General features: G+C 27.3%; 14 protein-coding genes. 8 read left to right on the forward strand and 6 right to left on the reverse strand.

The genetic code is table 11. The annotated features are described in order from the left end of the window. Positions 1 to 43 precede the first annotated feature (43 nt). From ACTG45_RS07970 to ACTG45_RS07990, 5 genes are all read right to left on the reverse strand, one after another. The gene (locus tag ACTG45_RS07970; protein WP_479918558.1) at positions 44 to 1,276 is read right to left on the reverse strand and encodes an ABC transporter permease; all 1,233 of its coding nucleotides are present in this window, start codon (positions 1,274 to 1,276) and stop codon (positions 44 to 46) included. A 2-nt stretch (positions 1,277 to 1,278) separates the two neighbouring features. Beyond that, positions 1,279 to 1,953 (reverse strand): ABC transporter ATP-binding protein, encoded by a 675-nt coding sequence (locus tag ACTG45_RS07975; RefSeq protein ID WP_044213240.1) that lies wholly within the window; start codon positions 1,951 to 1,953, stop codon positions 1,279 to 1,281. A 7-nt stretch (positions 1,954 to 1,960) separates the two neighbouring features. Next, positions 1,961 to 3,190 (reverse strand): efflux RND transporter periplasmic adaptor subunit, encoded by a 1,230-nt coding sequence (locus ACTG45_RS07980; protein WP_479920130.1) that lies wholly within the window; start codon positions 3,188 to 3,190, stop codon positions 1,961 to 1,963. 116 nt (positions 3,191 to 3,306) lie between these two features. Then, positions 3,307 to 4,311, reverse strand: coding sequence for a HAMP domain-containing histidine kinase (locus ACTG45_RS07985; RefSeq protein ID WP_479918560.1), 1,005 nt, complete (start codon positions 4,309 to 4,311; stop codon positions 3,307 to 3,309). A 23-nt stretch (positions 4,312 to 4,334) separates the two neighbouring features. Next, the gene (locus ACTG45_RS07990) at positions 4,335 to 5,009 is read right to left on the reverse strand and encodes a response regulator transcription factor (RefSeq protein WP_479918561.1); all 675 of its coding nucleotides are present in this window, start codon (positions 5,007 to 5,009) and stop codon (positions 4,335 to 4,337) included. Between the two features lie 304 nt (positions 5,010 to 5,313). On the opposite strand from ACTG45_RS07990, the gene ACTG45_RS07995 reads away from it, so the two are divergent. The 3 genes from ACTG45_RS07995 to ggt all read left to right on the forward strand — a co-directional run bounded on the left by ACTG45_RS07995 (position 5,314) and on the right by ggt (position 9,832). Further along, the gene (locus tag ACTG45_RS07995) at positions 5,314 to 6,081 is read left to right on the forward strand and encodes an ABC transporter ATP-binding protein (RefSeq protein WP_021384292.1); all 768 of its coding nucleotides are present in this window, start codon (positions 5,314 to 5,316) and stop codon (positions 6,079 to 6,081) included. Then, positions 6,068 to 8,005, forward strand: a complete 1,938-nt coding sequence (locus ACTG45_RS08000; protein ID WP_021384297.1) for an FtsX-like permease family protein — start codon at positions 6,068 to 6,070, stop codon at positions 8,003 to 8,005. The genes ACTG45_RS07995 and ACTG45_RS08000 overlap by 14 nt, the downstream gene beginning before the upstream one ends. Before the next feature lie 213 nt (positions 8,006 to 8,218). Beyond that, entirely contained in the window at positions 8,219 to 9,832 is a 1,614-nt protein-coding gene (ggt, locus tag ACTG45_RS08005; RefSeq protein WP_479920131.1) for a gamma-glutamyltransferase, read from the forward strand. A 134-nt stretch (positions 9,833 to 9,966) separates the two neighbouring features. Here ggt and ACTG45_RS08010 read toward each other — a convergent pair whose 3' ends face one another. Then, positions 9,967 to 10,818, reverse strand: a complete 852-nt coding sequence (locus ACTG45_RS08010; protein WP_021384299.1) for a sulfurtransferase — start codon at positions 10,816 to 10,818, stop codon at positions 9,967 to 9,969. 629 nt (positions 10,819 to 11,447) lie between these two features. On the opposite strand from ACTG45_RS08010, the gene ACTG45_RS08015 reads away from it, so the two are divergent. The 5 genes from ACTG45_RS08015 to ACTG45_RS08035 all read left to right on the forward strand — a co-directional run bounded on the left by ACTG45_RS08015 (position 11,448) and on the right by ACTG45_RS08035 (position 18,971). Next, a complete protein-coding gene (locus ACTG45_RS08015; RefSeq protein WP_021384304.1) occupies positions 11,448 to 12,341 on the forward strand; it encodes a sulfide/dihydroorotate dehydrogenase-like FAD/NAD-binding protein in 894 nt (297 codons plus the stop codon). After that, the gene (gene gltA / locus ACTG45_RS08020; protein WP_021384308.1) at positions 12,341 to 13,735 is read left to right on the forward strand and encodes an NADPH-dependent glutamate synthase; all 1,395 of its coding nucleotides are present in this window, start codon (positions 12,341 to 12,343) and stop codon (positions 13,733 to 13,735) included. Before ACTG45_RS08015 ends, gltA begins: the two co-directional genes overlap by 1 nt. Before the next feature lie 247 nt (positions 13,736 to 13,982). Then, positions 13,983 to 16,211 (forward strand): bifunctional diguanylate cyclase/phosphodiesterase, encoded by a 2,229-nt coding sequence (locus ACTG45_RS08025; RefSeq protein ID WP_479920132.1) that lies wholly within the window; start codon positions 13,983 to 13,985, stop codon positions 16,209 to 16,211. A gap of 139 nt (positions 16,212 to 16,350) precedes the next feature. After that, positions 16,351 to 17,097 (forward strand): ABC transporter ATP-binding protein, encoded by a 747-nt coding sequence (locus ACTG45_RS08030; RefSeq protein WP_479920133.1) that lies wholly within the window; start codon positions 16,351 to 16,353, stop codon positions 17,095 to 17,097. After that, on the forward strand, positions 17,097 to 18,971 hold the full coding sequence (locus ACTG45_RS08035; protein WP_479920134.1) for an FtsX-like permease family protein: 1,875 nt from the start codon (positions 17,097 to 17,099) through the stop codon (positions 18,969 to 18,971). Before ACTG45_RS08030 ends, ACTG45_RS08035 begins: the two co-directional genes overlap by 1 nt. Positions 18,972 to 19,054: the final 83 nt, after the last annotated feature.

Consider the following 19,054-nt stretch of genomic DNA (forward strand, 5'->3'; position numbering starts at 1 on the left):
GTTTTAGATAAATAAATATAAAAATCATAAATCTAGAAAATGTCTATTTATAAATCGCCTTTATAGGGTCGAGTTTAGAGGCTTTAAAGGCTGGTATCAGACCAAACACAACCCCAGTTAATATAGTAGCCACAATAGCATAAAATAAGCTGTTTAAACTAGGAATGGCTTCAAATCCGATGTATTTAGAAACATAATTAGTAGCAATAAATCCAACTATAGTTCCTAAAATTCCACCACATACTGTTATAAATACAGCCTCAACTAAAAATTGAAATAATATAGACCTAGGTTTTGCACCAATAGCACGTCTTATACCAATTTCTCTTTGTCTTTCCATAACAGAAACATACATTATATTCATTACACCAATACCACCAACAAACATTGCAACTACAGTTATTATAGATACATATTTGTTTACATTAGAATTAATGCTTTCAAGATAAGCTGTCTGTTCAGTTGGGTCTGGTGTAGTATAAGAACCATTGATACCAGGATGCATCTCATATAGTTTAGCTATAACATTGTTTGCAACTTCATTTACATTATATCCATTAGAAGACACCAAGTCTAACTGGTAGATTTCATTTGAATAAGAATTTTGACTCATTAAACTGTCAAAAGCCTTTTTAGGTATAAGAGAAGTAGTAAACTGCATGTCTTGATAACCTCCAAAAAATCCTACATTTTGGTTTTGCTGAGAGTCATCTAATACTCCAATTATTTCAAATATAGTTCCATTTATGTTAATACCATGACCTAAAGCATCTTCTGGATTTTCAAAAATTTCACTTGTGCTTTGTAATGTAAGTAAAATTACTTTTCTTTTCTCATCATCTAGAGAAAAATCTCTACCACAAACTAAATTTATTTTAGAATCTTTTTTTACTGGTCCAATGTCAACATAAGTACTCTTTTTATCAAAAGATGCTTGTGAAGAGTAAGTTGAATCAAGATTAAACCCATCTCTTGATGGAGCAATTCTTTCTACACCTTCAACAAATGATAATTCTTCTAAGTCTTTTGCATTAAATGGTTTCAAAAATATACTCATATCATCAGTAAGGCCTGTGTTATCAGCCGATTCAAACGAAATAGTAGTTTTATTAGGATTTACATTGTTTACAGACTTCTTAATTTCTTTCTGAAATCCATTACCTATAGAACTAACAAGTATTACTGAAGTTATTCCTATTATAATCCAAAGTAAAGCTACAAAAACACGAAGTTTGTGCCCTTTTAAATTAGCCAAAGAATTTTTTAATAAACCCATGATTACACCTCCGAAGTAAACACACCATCTTTAAGTCGTATGACCTTAGTTGCATACTTAGTTAAATCTTGATCATGTGTAACCATTATTATAGTCTTACCTTGTTCATTAAGTTTTGTCAAAAGCTCCATAATTTCTTTGCTAGTCTCGCTATCTAGTGCTCCTGTTGGTTCATCAGCAAAGATTATTTGAGGGTCATTTGCCAGACAGCGTGCAATGGCTACACGCTGTTGCTGACCACCAGATAATTGAAGAGGCTTCTGTTTAAGTTTATCCAAAAGTCCAACAGATTTTAATTTATCTTTAACAATTTCTTCTCTTTCAGATTTTTTTAGTGTCTTATTGTAGATTAGAGGTAACTCTACATTTTGATATACATTTAAAGTTTCTATTAAATTAAATTGTTGAAAAACAAATCCAATATTAATATTTCTAAAAACAGAACGTTCATTTTCACTTAAATTAGTTACATCTGTTCCATCAAATATATATCTTCCTTCATCAAATACATCAAGAAAACCTAGGATATTAAGTAAAGTGGTTTTACCACTACCAGATTTACCCATTATCATGACGAATTCTCCAGAATCAATTTCTAAGTTTAAGGATTTTAAAACATGTAATTCATCTTTCCCTACTTTGTAATACTTTTGAATATTTTCTAATTTAATCAACATATGTAAATTAATTCACATCCATAGTAACTTCTTTTACTTTTTTATTTGGAGTAGCATCTCCATTATTAGAACTAGCAGTTACGCCATCGCCTTGAACTGGGTCTCCTTCTTTCATTTCTTTAGTAGGGTATTTTATTACTATATCGCCTTGTTCAAGACCGCCTCTAACTACAGCAAAATCATCATTTTGACTTGCTACATCTACAATTTGTTTTTTCAATATACCATCTAAATCCTTAAATACGTATGAGTGTTTTTTGTCTTTAAGTACACAAGATGCTGGTATCTTAAAGCTTGAACTAGCTACTTCAAGTGATGCTTGAAGATGGAATCCATTTACTAATCCTTCTTGATTATCAAATGCTATGTTTATATCATAATAAGATAGAGTATTATGTTGAGCTCCCATCTCGCTATCTGGAGTAGATGGCTTATCAGATATAAAACTTATTCTACCAGTAAGCTTTTGGTCAGTTGAGAAAACTAGTATATTAACCATTTGGTCAATTTTCATTTTAGGTAAATCTTGTTCACTTGCTTGTCCTTTCATATAGAACTCTAGACCTTGAATAGTCATAAATGAAACTGGTTGGTCTGGATTTCCAGTTTGGTCATTTAAGTATACAGTACCATCAAAAGGAGCAGTAACTCTATCATATGCTTTCTTATCCAAAGAAGTTATTTGAGAGTTTAAAGCACTTATCTGAGCATTTATAGAAGCAATAGCATCTCTATTTTCAGTAATATCAGAAAGTGATATTTTTTGTTTTCTGTATTGGCTAAGTTGTGATTTTAGACTATCTATTTCTGCTATTATACTTGGATTTTTAGCAGTAAAAAGAAGGTCACCTTGATTTACTTTTTGACCATTTGTAACATTAACATCACTTAGTTCATAATCTCCAGAGATATTAAAGTCTTTAGTCTGTTTAGGAACAACCATACCATTTATAAATATTTTCTCATTTTCAGGAATAGTATATGTTTCTATAAAGTTTTCATTAGCTTGTAATTCAGTGTTTTTTGCATCATTATAAGCAAGTATCCCTAAAATTAAAAGTATGATTACTACTATTCCTGCATAGATTTTGAATCTTTTATTTTTAAAGGGATTGTTTTTAAAACCTTTATTTTTAGCTTTGAAGCCACTACTTCCAAAACTACTACTTCTAAAGTTGTTACTTTTGAAGCTGCTATTTCTAAATTTTTTCTTTTTAAATTTTTTTAGAAAAGACATGTCTTCCTCCTTTTTATAAAAACTATTTATTATATACTGGGATGTACATATAGAACCATTATTAAGAAGCCTGCTGAATATAAGTTAAATGAAAATAAACTATCAATACTAAGATACTATAAATCATACTTGAATGTAATAGTAAATCTTGTATATTGATTGTACTCTGAATCTACATCGATTTTATGGCCAAGTTTGTCACAAAGTTCTTTTGCTAAATAAAGCCCAAGCCCTGTAGATTTAGCGTTATTCCTTCCATTATTACCTGTAAATCCCTTATTGAATATTCGATTTAAATCTTCCTTTTTTATACCACAACCAGTATCTTCCACTCTTAATTGTAAATAATTTTTGCTTGTTTTGCAATAGATAGATATATTATCTCCTAATGAGGAATATTTTAGGGAATTACTCAATAATTGCTCGAATATGAAGTAGAGCCATTTCTCGTCTGATAAAACTTTAAAATTCAAATTATTTAAGCCTAAAATTATTTTTTTTGAAATAAAATATTTTGAATATTTTCTTATAATCTCCCTAATAATTTTTTCAATATTTACCTCTTGAATTAAGAAATCTTTATGAAAATCTTCAAGTTTAGATAAATATAAAATTTTTTCAACAGAATTTTCAATTCTAAATATTTCATTATCTATATCATCAGAAATTTTTTCATCAATTAAATTCTCATTCTGTTCGAGGGTAAGTTTTATTATAGCTATAGGCATCTTTATATCGTGTACCCACATACTCATAATCTCTTTATTTTCTTCAAACTTCTCAATATTATTGTTTATCATTTTATTACACTTATATTGGTAACTTTTAATGATATTCAAATATATTTTTTCTTCATTTTTACACTTAATTAATTCTATATCATTGGTATTAATTTTAAATGTGTCATTTTTTATGTTATCCAAAAATTTATTCTTCTTTATGTAGCTAATTAGTAGATATAAAAACAAAAATACAACATTCACAACCAATATATATATAATAGTGTCAGTTAGAAAAATCTCTACAGGAGAAAACATAATAACTGCTATTGTAAAAATTAAGAAAGCAAAATTGTATACTAAAAACCCAAGTTTATCTTTGAGAAAATCTTTAAAGCTCATAAATTCACCTACTTAGAGTTGTTTTAACTGATTATATAACCTAATCCTCTTTTTGTATCTATAAAATTTTCTAAACCAATTTCATTTAACTTTACTCGTATTCGATTTACATTTACAGTTAACGTATTATCATCTACAAACCAATCACTATCCCATAATTTTTTCATAAGTTTATTTCTACTGACGATTTGTCCTTTATATTTCATAAGCTCATGAAGAATTTTAATTTCATTTTTGGTTAGTTCAACAATCCTGCCTTCATAGCTTATGGTTGCAGTTGATAAATCTAAGATAACACCATTGTGAACAATTTGATTTGAATTATTATCAACAAAATTATAAGTTCTTCTTAAAAGGGCATTAACTTTAGCTACTAAAACATCTATAGAAAATGGTTTTTGTATATAATCATCTGCTCCTAGATTTACACCCATTATTACATCCATATTAGAATTTCTCGAAGAAATAAAAATTATAGGGACTTTTGAAATTTTTCTTATTTCATTACACCAATGAAAACCATCATAAAATGGAAGATTTATATCTAATAAAACTAATTGTGGTTTATAGTTTCTAAATTCTTCTATTATATTTTCAAGATTTTCTATTTGATGCACATCATGTCCCCATTTAGAAAGACATTCTGAGATGATATTCTTCAATGAAACATCATCTTCAATTACCATTATTTTAAACATTCCTACCTCCTAATCCAAAATAGTTATATTAACATAACCTTATTTTACTTGATAAATAAGAATATTTCTACCTTATAATTTAAAATAATTATATTAATATAACTATATTTTGCTTGATAAATTATATTTTAAACATAATTACAATAAAAATGAAGAAATATAAGCAATACTTACATAAATGTAACCTTACATAAATGTAACCTTAAATTAATGTAATTAAATGTTTAAAAGCTATTTTAATATATATAATATATTTATGAGAATTAATAAATAACTAATTATGGTGAAAGGTGAGTATTTAACTATGGAAGAAGTTTTATCTGTTGAAAATATAAAAAAAGAGTATGGGAGAAGGGGTTCAAAACTTGAAGCTCTAAGAGGAATAAATTTTAAGGTTTATAAAGGAGAATTTGTTGGTATCATGGGTTCATCTGGTGCTGGAAAATCAACTCTTTTAAATATCATTTCTACAATAGACTTTCCTTCATCAGGAGACATTTATATAAATAGAAAGAATACTATTAAAATGAACCAAAATGAATTAGCAGATTTCAGACGTGATAATCTTGGATTTGTGTTTCAAGATTCTAATCTTTTGGAAACTCTTACAATAAAAGAAAATATAATGTTGCCTCTTTCTTTAAAAAATGAAAGTGTATCAGTAATAGAAAATAGAATACAAGAAATCTCAAAAGAATTAAATATAGAATCTATACTAGATAAATACCCTAGTGAAGTTTCAGGAGGACAAAAACAAAGAGGAGCTGTCTGTAGAGCAATAGCAACAAAACCATCATTAATACTTGCAGATGAACCTACAGGAGCGTTAGATTCCAAATCTGCTAGAGATTTGTTGAATTGCCTATTGAAATTAAATAAAAATAACAATAGAACAATATTAATGGTCACTCATGATGCTATAAGTGCAAGTTTTTGTGATAGGATACTCTTTATAAAGGATGGAATAATATTTACAGAAATTGTTAAGGGAGAAAGTACTAGAGAATTCTATAATAAAATAGTAAACACAGTTTCCTTAATTGGAGGAGTTAATAAAAATGAGTTTATTTAGAATTGCAATGCAAAATGTAAAAAATAGTTTTTTTAACTATCTAATGTATTTCGTTTCAATTGTATTTAGTGTGTTTGTATTTTTTAGCTTTAAATCTATAGAGTATAACGATGCTTTAAGCTCACTTGGCGAAAAAACTAGGATGGGTATTAATACAAGTTCAATTGTAATAATTATATTTGTTTTCTTGTTTATATATTATTCAAATTCATTTTTTTTTAATAGACGTAGGCGAGAGGTGGGGACTTATAGCTTACTTGGAATGAGGAAAAAACAGATAGGAAGAATATTTTTATATGAGACTTTTTTAATGGGGATATTTGCAATATTAATAGGAATAGTTTTAGGTCTATTATTTTCAAAGCTTATGACTATGATGCTTGTAAAATTAATGAACGAAATGATAGTAGTAAAGATGAATTTAAGCATAAAGGCTTTAGTTCAAACACTCATTGTATTTTTAATAATATTCATAATTATTGGAATAAGAAATACTGTAATCATTGGAAATAAAAGGATTGTAGAACTATTTAATAAATCTCCAGAAAAGCATACAACTAAAAAATGTATAAGGCTAAAAGGGATACTTGGTATTTTGCTAATAACAATTTCTTATTTTATGTCAATTAGTTATTTTATTGCTGAAAATATTATGCTTTCAGTTTTTATATTAATTACAATAATACCAGGAACCTTTTTATTTTTCTCATCAGTTATGTCTATAATCATTGATACTGTTAAGAAGAGAAAAAGTTTTTATTATAAAGGAAGAAATCTAATTGCTTTTTCTGAGCTTGGATTTAAATTGAAGAGCAATAGTAGAGTATTGGCTATTATAGCAATATTAATAGCTACAAGTGTAACTATGTTAGGATTTACCATATCACTTTATTATGATATAGATAGAAATATAAGTGAAAATTACAAATATAGTTATACTATAAATGCAGGAAATAGTTATGTAAATAGTAAAATCGACAAGCTGTTATATAAATATAAAAAAGATAATAGTGTAATTTTTGATAAGACAATAGAGCTTATAGACAAAGATATAATCCTTGAAATGTATTATAAAAATGCAAATAGTCATAGAAAAGATAAAATATCTATAGACTTTATTAAAGAAAGTGATTTTAAGAAGTTAAGACAGTATCAGAATAATGATTATGAAGAATTATCTTCAGATGAATATGTATATTATGTTTATGATTCATATAAGAAAATATTTTTTGAAAACTTTAATATTGGAGAAACAAAGCTATATATTAAAGGTGAAAAAAAATATGGTACAAATATTTTTACAGTACAAGAAAATATCTTAGAGCCAGAAATAAATTTACAATCTACGTTTGATTTAGTTGTAATAAAAGACAAAGTATTTAATAGGTTAAAATCAGACGCAAGCACTAGACTAATAAGATTAATTGACATAGATAATGAAAAAGAGGAACTTGATTTAACTTTAAAATTGAAAAATATAGTAAATGAAAATATGGAATTTACTTATCCTTTTAATTTTACATCAAGTACTGAGAACTATAATAATTTGATAAGACTAAGTGGTCTTATGCTGTTTATAGGTATATTTTTATCAGTAGTATTTCTTTTATGTACAGGCAGTATAATTCTGTTTAAGCAACTATCAAATATATATGATGATAAAGAAAGATACATTATGTTAATAAAACTTGGAGCGAATAACAAAGATATTGAGACAATAATATCAAAACAATTAAAAGTTGTATTTTTATTGCCGTTAGTTGTAGGTACAGTTCATAATCTATTTGCAATGTCAATTGCACAAAAGTTTATACCTAGGTCATTAATTACTCCGATTATCATGACTCTAGTAATTTATTATATAGGATACTTTATATATTATTTCTTAACCTTAAAATATGCTCAAAATATGATAATAGAATAATTTAATTTTTATTAAAAGAATTAAATAACTTTTTTTAATAAATTAAATCCTTTTAAGGTAAGATAGAAAATCTTATAATTTATATTAGGACGTATTGAAATGAAGGAATTAAGCTTTGGAAAAAGTTTATATTTTGTATCAGTTGTATTACTCGATGTTATATAATAAATTTAGGAAAACTATCAAATAAAAAATGACAAGGAGTTGAAGTTTATGAAGTTTAACGCTTATCAACATAAATATTCATCAATAAGAAATGTCGTGTATGCCAAAAACGGTGCAGTTGCAACATCAACACCACTGGCATCTCAAGCTGGACTTGAAATACTAAAGAAAGGTGGAAATGCTGTAGATGCAGCAGTTGCAACAGCTGCTACATTGGCAGTAGTGGAACCAACAAGCAATGGGATTGGGGGAGATGCATATGCACTTGTTTGGATAGATGAAGAAAAACGATTGTATGGTTTGAACTCGAGTGGTTTTGCTCCAGAAAAAATGGAATTAAATAATTATGATAATACGGAGGAAATGCCAAAGTATGGGTTTGGAGCAGTAACTGTACCTGGAATACCTGCAGCTTGGGCAGAATTAAATAAAAAGTATGGCAAACTTAGTTTAATAGAATGTTTATCTCCAGCAATAAACTATGCCAGAGAAGGTTATGTAGTGTCACCTAATGTGGCTAAAGTGTGGAAAAAATCATATGAACTATACAAAAAAGAACTTGTTGGAGAAGAATTCAAACCGTGGTTTGATACATTTTCTAAAGATGGCAAAGCTCCAGAAGCTGGAGATATATTTATATGTGAAGAACAGGCAAATACATTGGAAGAGATAGCAAATACTCAATCTGAAAGCTTTTATAGAGGAAGACTTGCTGATAAAATAGATGAGTATTCTAGAAAATTCGATGGAGCTATAAGAAAAAGTGATTTAGAACGTTTTTATCCAACATGGGTAGAGCCTATAAGTACGGAATATAAGGGATATAAAATATTTGAAATTCCGCCAAATGGACATGGAATAACAGTTTTAATGGCACTTAATATATTAAAAGAACTAGAGATAGAAGGAAATATAGATAATGTGGAAGATATACATAAAATTATAGAGAGTTTAAAATTAGCTTTTGCAGATTCTAAAACTTATGTAACTGATATAGAACACATGAAGGTAAAAATTCAAGAATTATTAAACCAAGAGTACGCAAAAAAAAGAAGTTCATTAATTGATAATAAAAATGCTCTGTATCCAAGTGCAGGAGAGCCATATTGTGGTGGTACAGTATATCTTTGTACTGCTGACAAGGATGGAAATATGGTTTCATATATACAGAGTAACTATATAAATTTTGGTTCTGGAATTGTGATACCAAACACTGGGATTGCATTACATAGTAGAGGGAATAATTTCAACTTAGACCCTAAGCACCATAATGTAGTAAAACCATTTAAAAAACCTTATCATACTATAATACCTGGATTTTTAGGCAAAGAAGATAAAGCAATAGGACCATTTGGTGTAATGGGTGCTTTTATGCAACCACAGGGACATATTCAAGTACTAACAAATATGATAGACTTTGGTTTAAATCCTCAAGAAGCACTAGATGCTCCAAGATGGCAGTGGATAGAAGGCAAGAGAATTGAAGTTGAATCAGATATGCCAAAACACATAGTAGATTCATTAACTGAAAAAGGGCATGAAATAAAAGTAATTAATGATAGTGTTGATATGGGAAGAGGTCAAATAATATTCAAAACAGAGCAAGAAAGTTATATTTGTGCAACAGAATCAAGATGTGATGGTCATGTTGCAGTATATTAATATTATTAAGTGAATGTATGTTATAATGAATTCAAAAACGTATATGAAATAACAATTAAAGGCGAAAGTCTAAAATGACTAACGCCTTTAAAATATTTAAGATATTATCTACGGATTTTTATATATTATTAGCTTTATTCTTGACCAGTCTTAATTTCATTGTCATCATAGCTAATCCAGTCACTAAAGCTACCAACATAAATCTTATGAGGTATGTCAAGTTCTCTAAGAGCAAGGCTATTGACACAAGCAGATATTCCTGAGCCACAAGATAAAATTACTTCATCATAAGTATTTAAATCTTTAAAGAAATCTTTTAAAAATTCCATGTCTTTAAGTGAGCCATCTTCAAAACTACTTTTTATTAAATCCTTGCAAAAATAATTTTTAGCACTAGGTATATGACCAGCTTTTGAGTAAGCAGGTTCAACTAAACCTTGGTATCTTTCATTAGCACGACAATCTATAATGATAGTATCTTTTTTATATAATTTGGATTTAACATATTCCATTGGTACAACCAAATCATCATTTATATTTGGATTAATTTCCTTACCTGTACAATTTGGAATATTTACTTTTTCTTCTAGTTCTCCACCTTCCTTTACGAAAGATGTTATTCCGCCATCTAACACATAGACATTCTTAAGACCTAAGTGTTTTAATTGGAAAAATAGTCTACAAGCTCCATTTAAATCTCCATCATCATAAGTTACAATTGTAGTGTCATTATCAACACCCATTTTTTCTAATTTTTCCTTTAATATGAAAGGGTCTTGTAAAGGGTTTTTACCACCATGTTCTTTTGTAGGAGACGATAAATCCTTGTCTATATCTAAGATAAAACTACCTTTTATGTGCCCTTTTTTATAAGAATCAATACCATAAGTTCTATTAATAAGGTCAAATCTACAATCTATAATGACTAGATTATCATTTTGTTCCAGTTTTGATATGAGTTCTTTTGCAGAAATAATGTTTTTCAAAGAATGTACCTCCTATTCTTATATTATTTTTATTTTCATTCATATTAATTATTAACTTTATAAATTAATATTATTATAATTTATTACATAAGTAAATAAATCTTTAGAAATTGTAAAAATTTTATATAAAAATTCAAATAATTAATGAATATTGAAAATTTTAGATATATAATAAAATAAGGGTATATTTTAGATAATATGAAAGCTGGTATTGCAATAGATTAAAGCCTTATACACGTTTAGTTTTTAAAGAAATTGGTGTTATTATGAAAATCTAAGTTAATTTATTAAATAAATAATTGAATAAAAAAATTTTATTATGTATTTATAAAATTTTTGTTACAAATTTGGCATAATATAGTATACTTTAAGTGTGTATTAGGTTAAATCTATAACAAATTAGACATATGATATAAGATCTAGTGTTTATTGGCAGTTAAAAGAAATTTGTTAATATCAACTATTTGTAATTTGGGCAATTATAATTATTTTATAGAGGGGGTGTCCAATACAAAACAATTAATAAAGAACTAATATTATATTATAATGAAGTTATAGTTTTGTGTGTTTATGTTTTTAATTAAATTTAGAGTGGGAAAAATATATTTGTTAGAATGGAGAATAGCGAGATGAGTAATAAAATAGTTAGTAAGAGACAATTAACAGATAGTATTTATTTGATGGAAATAGAGGCGCCTAGAGTTGCAAAATCTTCTCAACCTGGTCAATTTATAATAATTAAAAATGACGAAAAGGGAGAAAGAATTCCTCTTACAATAGCTGACTATGATAGAGAAAAAGGAACAGTAACTATTGTATTCCAAACAGTTGGTGCTTCAACTAAAAAGTTAGCAATGTTTGAAGAAAACGATTTTGTAATGGATTTTGTAGGGCCATTAGGACAAGCAAGTGAATTTATACATGAAGATATAGAAGAATTAAAAAATAAAAAAATATTATTTGTAGCTGGTGGAGTTGGTTCTGCACCAGTGTATCCACAAGTTAAATGGTTTAAAGAAAATGGCTTAGATGTAGATGTAATAATTGGTGCAAGAACTAAAGAATTAATCATATTAGAAGATGATATGAGAGAAGTAGCTAAAAACGTATACGTATCAACAGATGATGGTACATATGGATTTAATGGAAGAGTTACAGATTTATTACAAGATTTAGTTGATAATCAAGGCAAAAAATATGACCAAGCAATAGTAATTGGACCAATGATAATGATGAAATTTATGTGCCAATTAACTAAAAAGCTAAATATACCTACTATAGTAAGTTTAAATACAATAATGATTGATGGAACAGGTATGTGTGGTGGTTGTAGAGTTAGTGTTGGAGATGAAACTAAGTTTGCATGTGTAGATGGACCAGAATTTGATGGACATTTAGTTGACTTTGACCAAGCAATGAGAAGACAATCTATGTACAAGACTCAAGAAGGAAGAGCTATGCTAAAACTTGAAGAAGGCGATAGTCATCATCATAGTAATTGTGGATGTGGAGGTAACAAATAATGGATGCTAAAAAAGTAAAAGTACCAGTTAGAGAACAAGAACCTGCTGTAAGAGCGACAAATTTTGAAGAAGTGTGTTTAGGATACAATAAAGAAGAAGCTATGGCAGAAGCTAATAGATGTTTGGCTTGTAAAAAACCAAAATGTGTAGGTGGATGTCCAGTAGGAATAGATATTCCAGGATTTATAACAAAAGTTAAAGAAGATGATATAGAAGGTGCTGCTAAAGTAATAGCTAAGAGTAGTTCATTACCAGCTGTTTGTGGTAGAGTATGCCCACAAGAAAGTCAATGTGAAGGTGTATGTATACTTGGAATAAAATCAGATGCAGTATCAATAGGTAAGCTAGAAAGATTTGTAGCAGATTGGTCAAAAGAAAATGATATAAATCTATCTGATACAGAGCCTAAGAAAAATCAAAAAGTAGCAGTAATAGGAAGTGGTCCAGCAGGTTTAGCTTGTGCTGGCGATTTAGCTAAAAAAGGTTATGATGTAACAATCTTTGAAGCAATGCATGAGCCAGGCGGAGTTTTAACTTATGGTATACCTGAATTTAGACTTCCAAAACAAGCTGTTGTTCAACCTGAAATAGATAATATAAGAAAATTAGGCGTAAAAATAGAAACTAACGTAATTGTTGGTAAAACAATAACAGTAGATGAGCTTATAGAAGATGAAGGATTTGAAGCTATATTCATAGGTTCAGGAGCTGGTCTTCCAATGTTTATGAATATACCAGGAGAAAATGCAAATGGAGTATTTTCTGCAAATGAGTTTTTAACTAGAGTAAACTTAATGAAAGCTTACAGAGATGACTATGACACACCTATTAGTTCTGGTAAAAAAGTTGCTGTAGTTGGTGGTGGAAATGTTGCTATGGACGCTGCTAGAACTGCATTAAGATTAGGTTCAGAATCATATATAGTTTATAGAAGAAGTGAAAAAGAGCTTCCAGCAAGAGCTGAAGAAGTACACCATGCAAAAGAAGAAGGTATTATATTTAATACATTGACAAACCCTAAAGAAATTTTAGTAGATGAAAATGGATATGTTAAAGGTATGGTTTGTATAAGAATGGAATTAGGAGAGCCAGATGATTCTGGAAGAAGAAGACCTATAGAAATAGAAGGTTCTGAATTTGTACTTGATGTAGACACAGTTATAATGTCACTTGGTACAAGTCCAAATCCATTAATATCTTCTACAACAAAGAGTCTTGATATAAATAAAAGAAGATGTTTGATAACAGATGAAAATGGTCAAACTTCTAAAGAAGGAGTATTTGCAGGTGGAGATGCTGTTACTGGAGCAGCAACAGTAATATCTGCAATGGGAGCTGGTAAAACAGCAGCAGCTTCAATAGATGAATATTTAAAAGCAAAAGTTAATGCTTAATTTGTAAATTAAAAATACCAAGCTAGAATATAATTTCTAGCTTGGTATTTTTTTGTTTTTGTATTTATGTAACCCTTGTTATTATAATATTTGACACTATTTTACCATAATTAGACATAATTATGATAAAATAGTATACAATAAAGGTTTTATAAGGAGGTAATAATGTGTGGTCAACAAAATCAAATTTGTTAAATCTAACACTAGATAACAAAAAACCAAATCATATAATCAATGGTGTTTTAATATGAGAAAAAAAGAAAAAGTATTTGATGGGCTAATTTTTAAGCATATATTAATTTTACTAATGCTGTTAGTCTTGATTGATTTCACAAGCATAATTATATATGCAAGTAATTCTATGGAAGTTACTTCTAGAAATATGATTGAGGTATCTAAGAGAGAGCTTGAAGACTATTTAAAAACAAATACTTCTTTATTAAAAGCTCTTAGTCAAGATGACAGATTCTCTAATAGTGAAACATCTCTAATAGAAAAAGGAAAATTATTAAGACCATATCAAAAAGAATATAATCTTTTTATGATTGGTATAACAGATACAAAAGGAAACACTTCAAGTACATATAGGGAGAAAATTGGTTCAATAAAAGATAAAGTTAGTTTTAAGAAAGCACTTAAAACAAAGCAAGTAGTAGTTTCAGACATTGAAGTTAGTAATGTTACAGGTGATAAAGTATTTATTATATATGTACCTATTATAAAAAATAATGAGGTGATTGGAACCATTTTTGCTTCTTTTTATTTTCAAGATGTAAATAAGATAGTAAGTAGAAGTAACTTTGATGATTCTATTAAATTTCTGATGATAGACAAAGATTATACTGTTATTTCTCATCCAAATAAAAACTATGTTGATAATAAAAGTAATCTTTTTGATTTAGAAGGAAATATCACAGGAAGCACTAAAAACGAAATTTCAAAAAATATAAATGAAAAGCACCAAAATAACTTTTTATATTGGAATAACTGGAAATTATATAATTTAAGATATACAAGTATTAAAGGCACTAATTGGACTTTAATATCAAAATGTGATATATTTAAAAACTTTAGAAGCCTAATAATTAATTTTATAATCAAATTGTATTTCTATATATTAATATTTATGATATTGTGGAAATTAAGCAATGCCAAGTTAATAGAACAGCTTAAAAAGTTGGCTTATTATGATTCTTTAAGTGGAATAAAAAATAAGGAAAAGTTTAGAAAAGATTCTATGTATATTCTAAAGAATTACTATCGAGATGACTTCTACTTGGTACAATTGGATGTCAATAAATTTAAATATATAAACGAGATGTTTGGTTATGCTGAGGGAAATAAGATATTAATGCATATTGCACATGTTTTAAATAATAATATGAATAAATATGAAATTTGCGCTAGGATGGATAATGACCATTTTATGTTATTGGTTTTTTGTAGTACTGAAGATGAACTTTTAAATAGACTGTCTAAAATAAATAATGAAATTTGTAACTTAGATACTGCTAATTCATCTAAATATAAAATTGTTATGTCAAGTGGAATATATAAAATTACTGGAAAAGATGATGTTCAACAGATTGATTTATTAATTGATAGAGCAAATATTGCAGCAAAAACTAAAAAAGAAAAATACGAACACTCATATTCATTTTTTAATGAAGAGACAAGAAATCGATTGTATAAAGAAAAACGATTGGAAGATAATATGAATAAGGCTTTAGAAAAAGGTGAGTTTATAGTGTATTATCAGCCTAAATACAGTCTAAATGATGGAAATGAAATTGAGGGTGCAGAAGCTCTGATAAGATGGGATAGTCCAGAAATGGGATTTATTTCACCTATAGATTTTATACCTTTATTTGAAAAAAATGGTTTTATTGTAAATATTGATATGTTTGTCTTTGAAGAAGTTTGTAAGACACTGAACAAATGGATAAGTGAAGGATATACTCCTGTACCAATCTCAGTGAATATGTCTAGAGTTCATTTGTACAGAGATAATTTCATAGAAAATATCACTGATTTGATAAATAAGTATGAGATATCTCCTGAGTTTATTGAACTTGAACTAACAGAAAGTGTTGTATTTGATAATTTAGACATATTGATTAACATAATGAAAAAACTTAAAGAAATAGGATTTATTATATCAATGGATGACTTCGGTTCAGGGTATTCATCTTTAAATTTATTAAAAGACCTTCCTTTTGATGTTTTAAAATTAGATAGAGGTTTTTTAATTGAGACAACAGATACAAAGCGAGGAAAGATTATTATTTCTAAGATAGTAGAAATGGCAAAAGCTATTGATATTAAAGTAATCTGTGAAGGTGTAGAAACTTATGAACAAGTAGAGTTTTTGAAAGAAATAGGTTGTGATAAAGTTCAAGGATACTTATTTGCTAAACCTATGGTGTTAGATGAATTTGAAAACCGTTTGAACTTTAAATTTAATACTAATCAATAATAATTAGATTGTTTAATGCCCTAATTTAATTGTCTTACAAATATGTAAGTTAATTGTTAGGGTATTTTTATGGTTAAAGTAGTATGTTCACGATAATATAGTATTGTAGTAAAAATAAAAAAATTATGGAGAATATAAAATGAACATATTAAGTATTGAAAATATATCAAAAACATATTGTGGAAAGGTTTCATTTAAAGCTTTAGATAAAGTTAGTATAAATATAGAAAAAGGAGAGTTTGTAGCTGTTATGGGTCCATCTGGAAGTGGTAAATCCACCCTTTTAAATATAATCTCTACAGTTGATAAACAGAGTGAAGGTAAAGTTATATTAGATGGATATGATATAAGTAAATTGGAAGGAGAAAAACTTGCTGAATTTAGAAGGAAACAACTTGGTTTTGTATTTCAGGATTTCAATTTAATTGATACTTTAACTGTTGGTGAAAATATCATGTTACCACTTACATTAGATGGCACAAGTATTAAAGATATGAATAGACAAACTAGAAATATAGCTGAATTTTTAAGTATTGATAAACTTTTAGATAGAAGAACCTATGAAATTTCAGGAGGTCAAGCTCAAAGATGTGCTATTGCTAGAGCAATTATAAATAGACCTTCACTACTATTTGCAGATGAACCAACTGGAAACCTTGACTCAAAATCTACCAATGATGTTCTAAGATTATTTAATAAGATAAACAAAGAACAAAATGTAACTACACTTATGGTAACTCATGAAGCATATAGTGCAAGTTATTCAGATAGAGTAATTTTTATAAAGGATGGATGTATATATACGGAAATAAAAAAATCTGGAAGTAGTAATTCTTTCTATGATGAAATACTATCTGTATTGTCTAAACTAGGAGGTGCAAGATAGTGGATTTTAGAAGATTTGCTTATAATAATATAGTTAGAAATTTTAGGGCATATTTAGCATATTTTTTCAGTTCAGTTTTTTCTATAATGATATTTTTTGTCTTTTCTGTATCTATGTTTCATCCAATAATAACAGAATCAGGAATTCAAAATGGCTCTACTGCATTTATGGCTCTTATGGTTTCAGAATTAATAATACTAGTATTTAGTTTGCTTTTTATATTGTATTCTCTAGGAAATTTCTTAAAATATAGATTAAAAGATTTTGGAATATTGATGATAACTGGAATGAGTAATAGACAACTAAAAAGATTGATATTAATTGAAAACTTAATAATAGGTTCTTTAGCAATCATATTAGGAATATTGCTTGGATTGTCGATTTCTAAATTGTTTTTGCTGTATTTAAGCAAGTTGTTTTATATAAACTTGGCAGAAATTTATTTTCCAATAAAGGCAATATTGACTACAGTTATATGTTTTACAATTTTATTTTTAATAACAGGGCCATTGAGCTTAAAATTATTGAATAAGAATAATGTTTTAGAGCTTTTAGTAGGCACAAAAAAACCTAAAAAAGATATAAAAACTTCAAAGTTGCTTGGCATAATTTGTATAGCATGTCTTATAATAGGGTATACAATGATTCTATTTGGTAATAAGTTAAAAATAAATGGAGGTATGTACACAATAACACTACTAATTACTTTAGGTACATTTCTATTTTTTTCTCAATTTATGATTTTAATATTAAAATATTTAAAAAATAAAGAAAAAATTTATAAAAATAAAGTGAATATGTTGCTTATAAGTAACCTAATGTATAAATTAAAAGATAATACACGATTATTATTTTTAATGACAATACTTTTATCAACTACCTTAGTAGCGTTTACAACAACTTCAACACTTGTAAGTTCTCAAGGAAAATCTTCTAAAAATAACTTCCCAATGGTTTACTCATATTTCTCCGAAGATAATAATGAAAAAGAATATGAAGAAGTACAACAAATTAGAAATACAATTAAAGGATATGATTATAAAGAGGTGAGTTTTCCTATACTTAAACACAATAGAGAAGCACTATTAAGTGTAAGAAGTTATAATGAATTGTCAAAACAATTAAAATTAGACAAAGTTAATCTAAAAAAGGATGAAGGTATATTAATTCCTGGTAGTAATTCAAAAGAAGATATAAATTTTTTAAAACAAATAAAAAATTATAATATAAAACATGTAAATATAAAAATAAAAAAATCATCAAATAATATAATCTTTCCTACTGGAATGTTTAATAAAGTTATAATTATAAATGATAGTTTATACAATGATATAAAAAATGAATTTTCAAAAATGAGTTTTCATGGATTTGATTATAATAACTGGCAGACTAGTGCGAATATAACTGAAAACCTAAAAGAAAAATATTTTAATTTGGATAGAGAGTATAATAAATCATATTTTTTAACTTTACCAGATATGTATTTAGTAGAGTTACAACAAAGTAAAATTCTACAGTTTATGGGTATTTTTATAGGTGTGATATTGTTTATGGGAGTTTTCAGTTTTTTATATTTCAGATTATATACAGATGAGCCATCGGATAAAGTTAAATATAAAAATCTATCAAAAATAGGTCTATCTTTTAAAAATATGAATAAAATTGTTAGTATAGAGATAGGGACATTATTTTTTATACCATATTTCATAGCAATTGCAAATACCATGCTTTCTCTATTCTTTTTAAATAATATATTAAACAGTAGTTTTAACCTAGAAAATCTGGGTATATTACTAGTGCTCTCATCTATATATACACTTTATTTTTATTTGTTAAAAAAATTTTATATTAGAAAAGTTTGGTTTTTTGATTAAAGTGGTATATAATAGATATATAAAATTAATATTTAAAAAGTAGTTAATATTAAGGGAGGGCATTTGCACCTCCCTTGTAATAT

The sequence above is a fragment of the Clostridioides sp. LIBA-7602 genome, from assembly GCF_056688945.1.

Coding starts and splice junctions, on each gene's coding strand:
- ACTG45_RS07970 (WP_479918558.1), bottom strand. CDS start 1,276: ATGGGTTTATTAAAAAATTCTTTGGCTAATTTAAAAGGGCACAAACTT.
- ACTG45_RS07975 (WP_044213240.1), bottom strand. CDS start 1,953: ATGTTGATTAAATTAGAAAATATTCAAAAGTATTACAAAGTAGGGAAA.
- ACTG45_RS07980 (WP_479920130.1), bottom strand. CDS start 3,190: ATGTCTTTTCTAAAAAAATTTAAAAAGAAAAAATTTAGAAATAGCAGC.
- ACTG45_RS07985 (WP_479918560.1), bottom strand. CDS start 4,311: ATGAGCTTTAAAGATTTTCTCAAAGATAAACTTGGGTTTTTAGTATAC.
- ACTG45_RS07990 (WP_479918561.1), bottom strand. CDS start 5,009: ATGTTTAAAATAATGGTAATTGAAGATGATGTTTCATTGAAGAATATC.
- ACTG45_RS07995 (WP_021384292.1), top strand. CDS start 5,314: ATGGAAGAAGTTTTATCTGTTGAAAATATAAAAAAAGAGTATGGGAGA.
- ACTG45_RS08000 (WP_021384297.1), top strand. CDS start 6,068: ATGAGTTTATTTAGAATTGCAATGCAAAATGTAAAAAATAGTTTTTTT.
- ggt (WP_479920131.1), top strand. CDS start 8,219: ATGAAGTTTAACGCTTATCAACATAAATATTCATCAATAAGAAATGTC.
- ACTG45_RS08015 (WP_021384304.1), top strand. CDS start 11,448: ATGAGTAATAAAATAGTTAGTAAGAGACAATTAACAGATAGTATTTAT.
- gltA (WP_021384308.1), top strand. CDS start 12,341: ATGGATGCTAAAAAAGTAAAAGTACCAGTTAGAGAACAAGAACCTGCT.
- ACTG45_RS08025 (WP_479920132.1), top strand. CDS start 13,983: ATGAGAAAAAAAGAAAAAGTATTTGATGGGCTAATTTTTAAGCATATA.
- ACTG45_RS08030 (WP_479920133.1), top strand. CDS start 16,351: ATGAACATATTAAGTATTGAAAATATATCAAAAACATATTGTGGAAAG.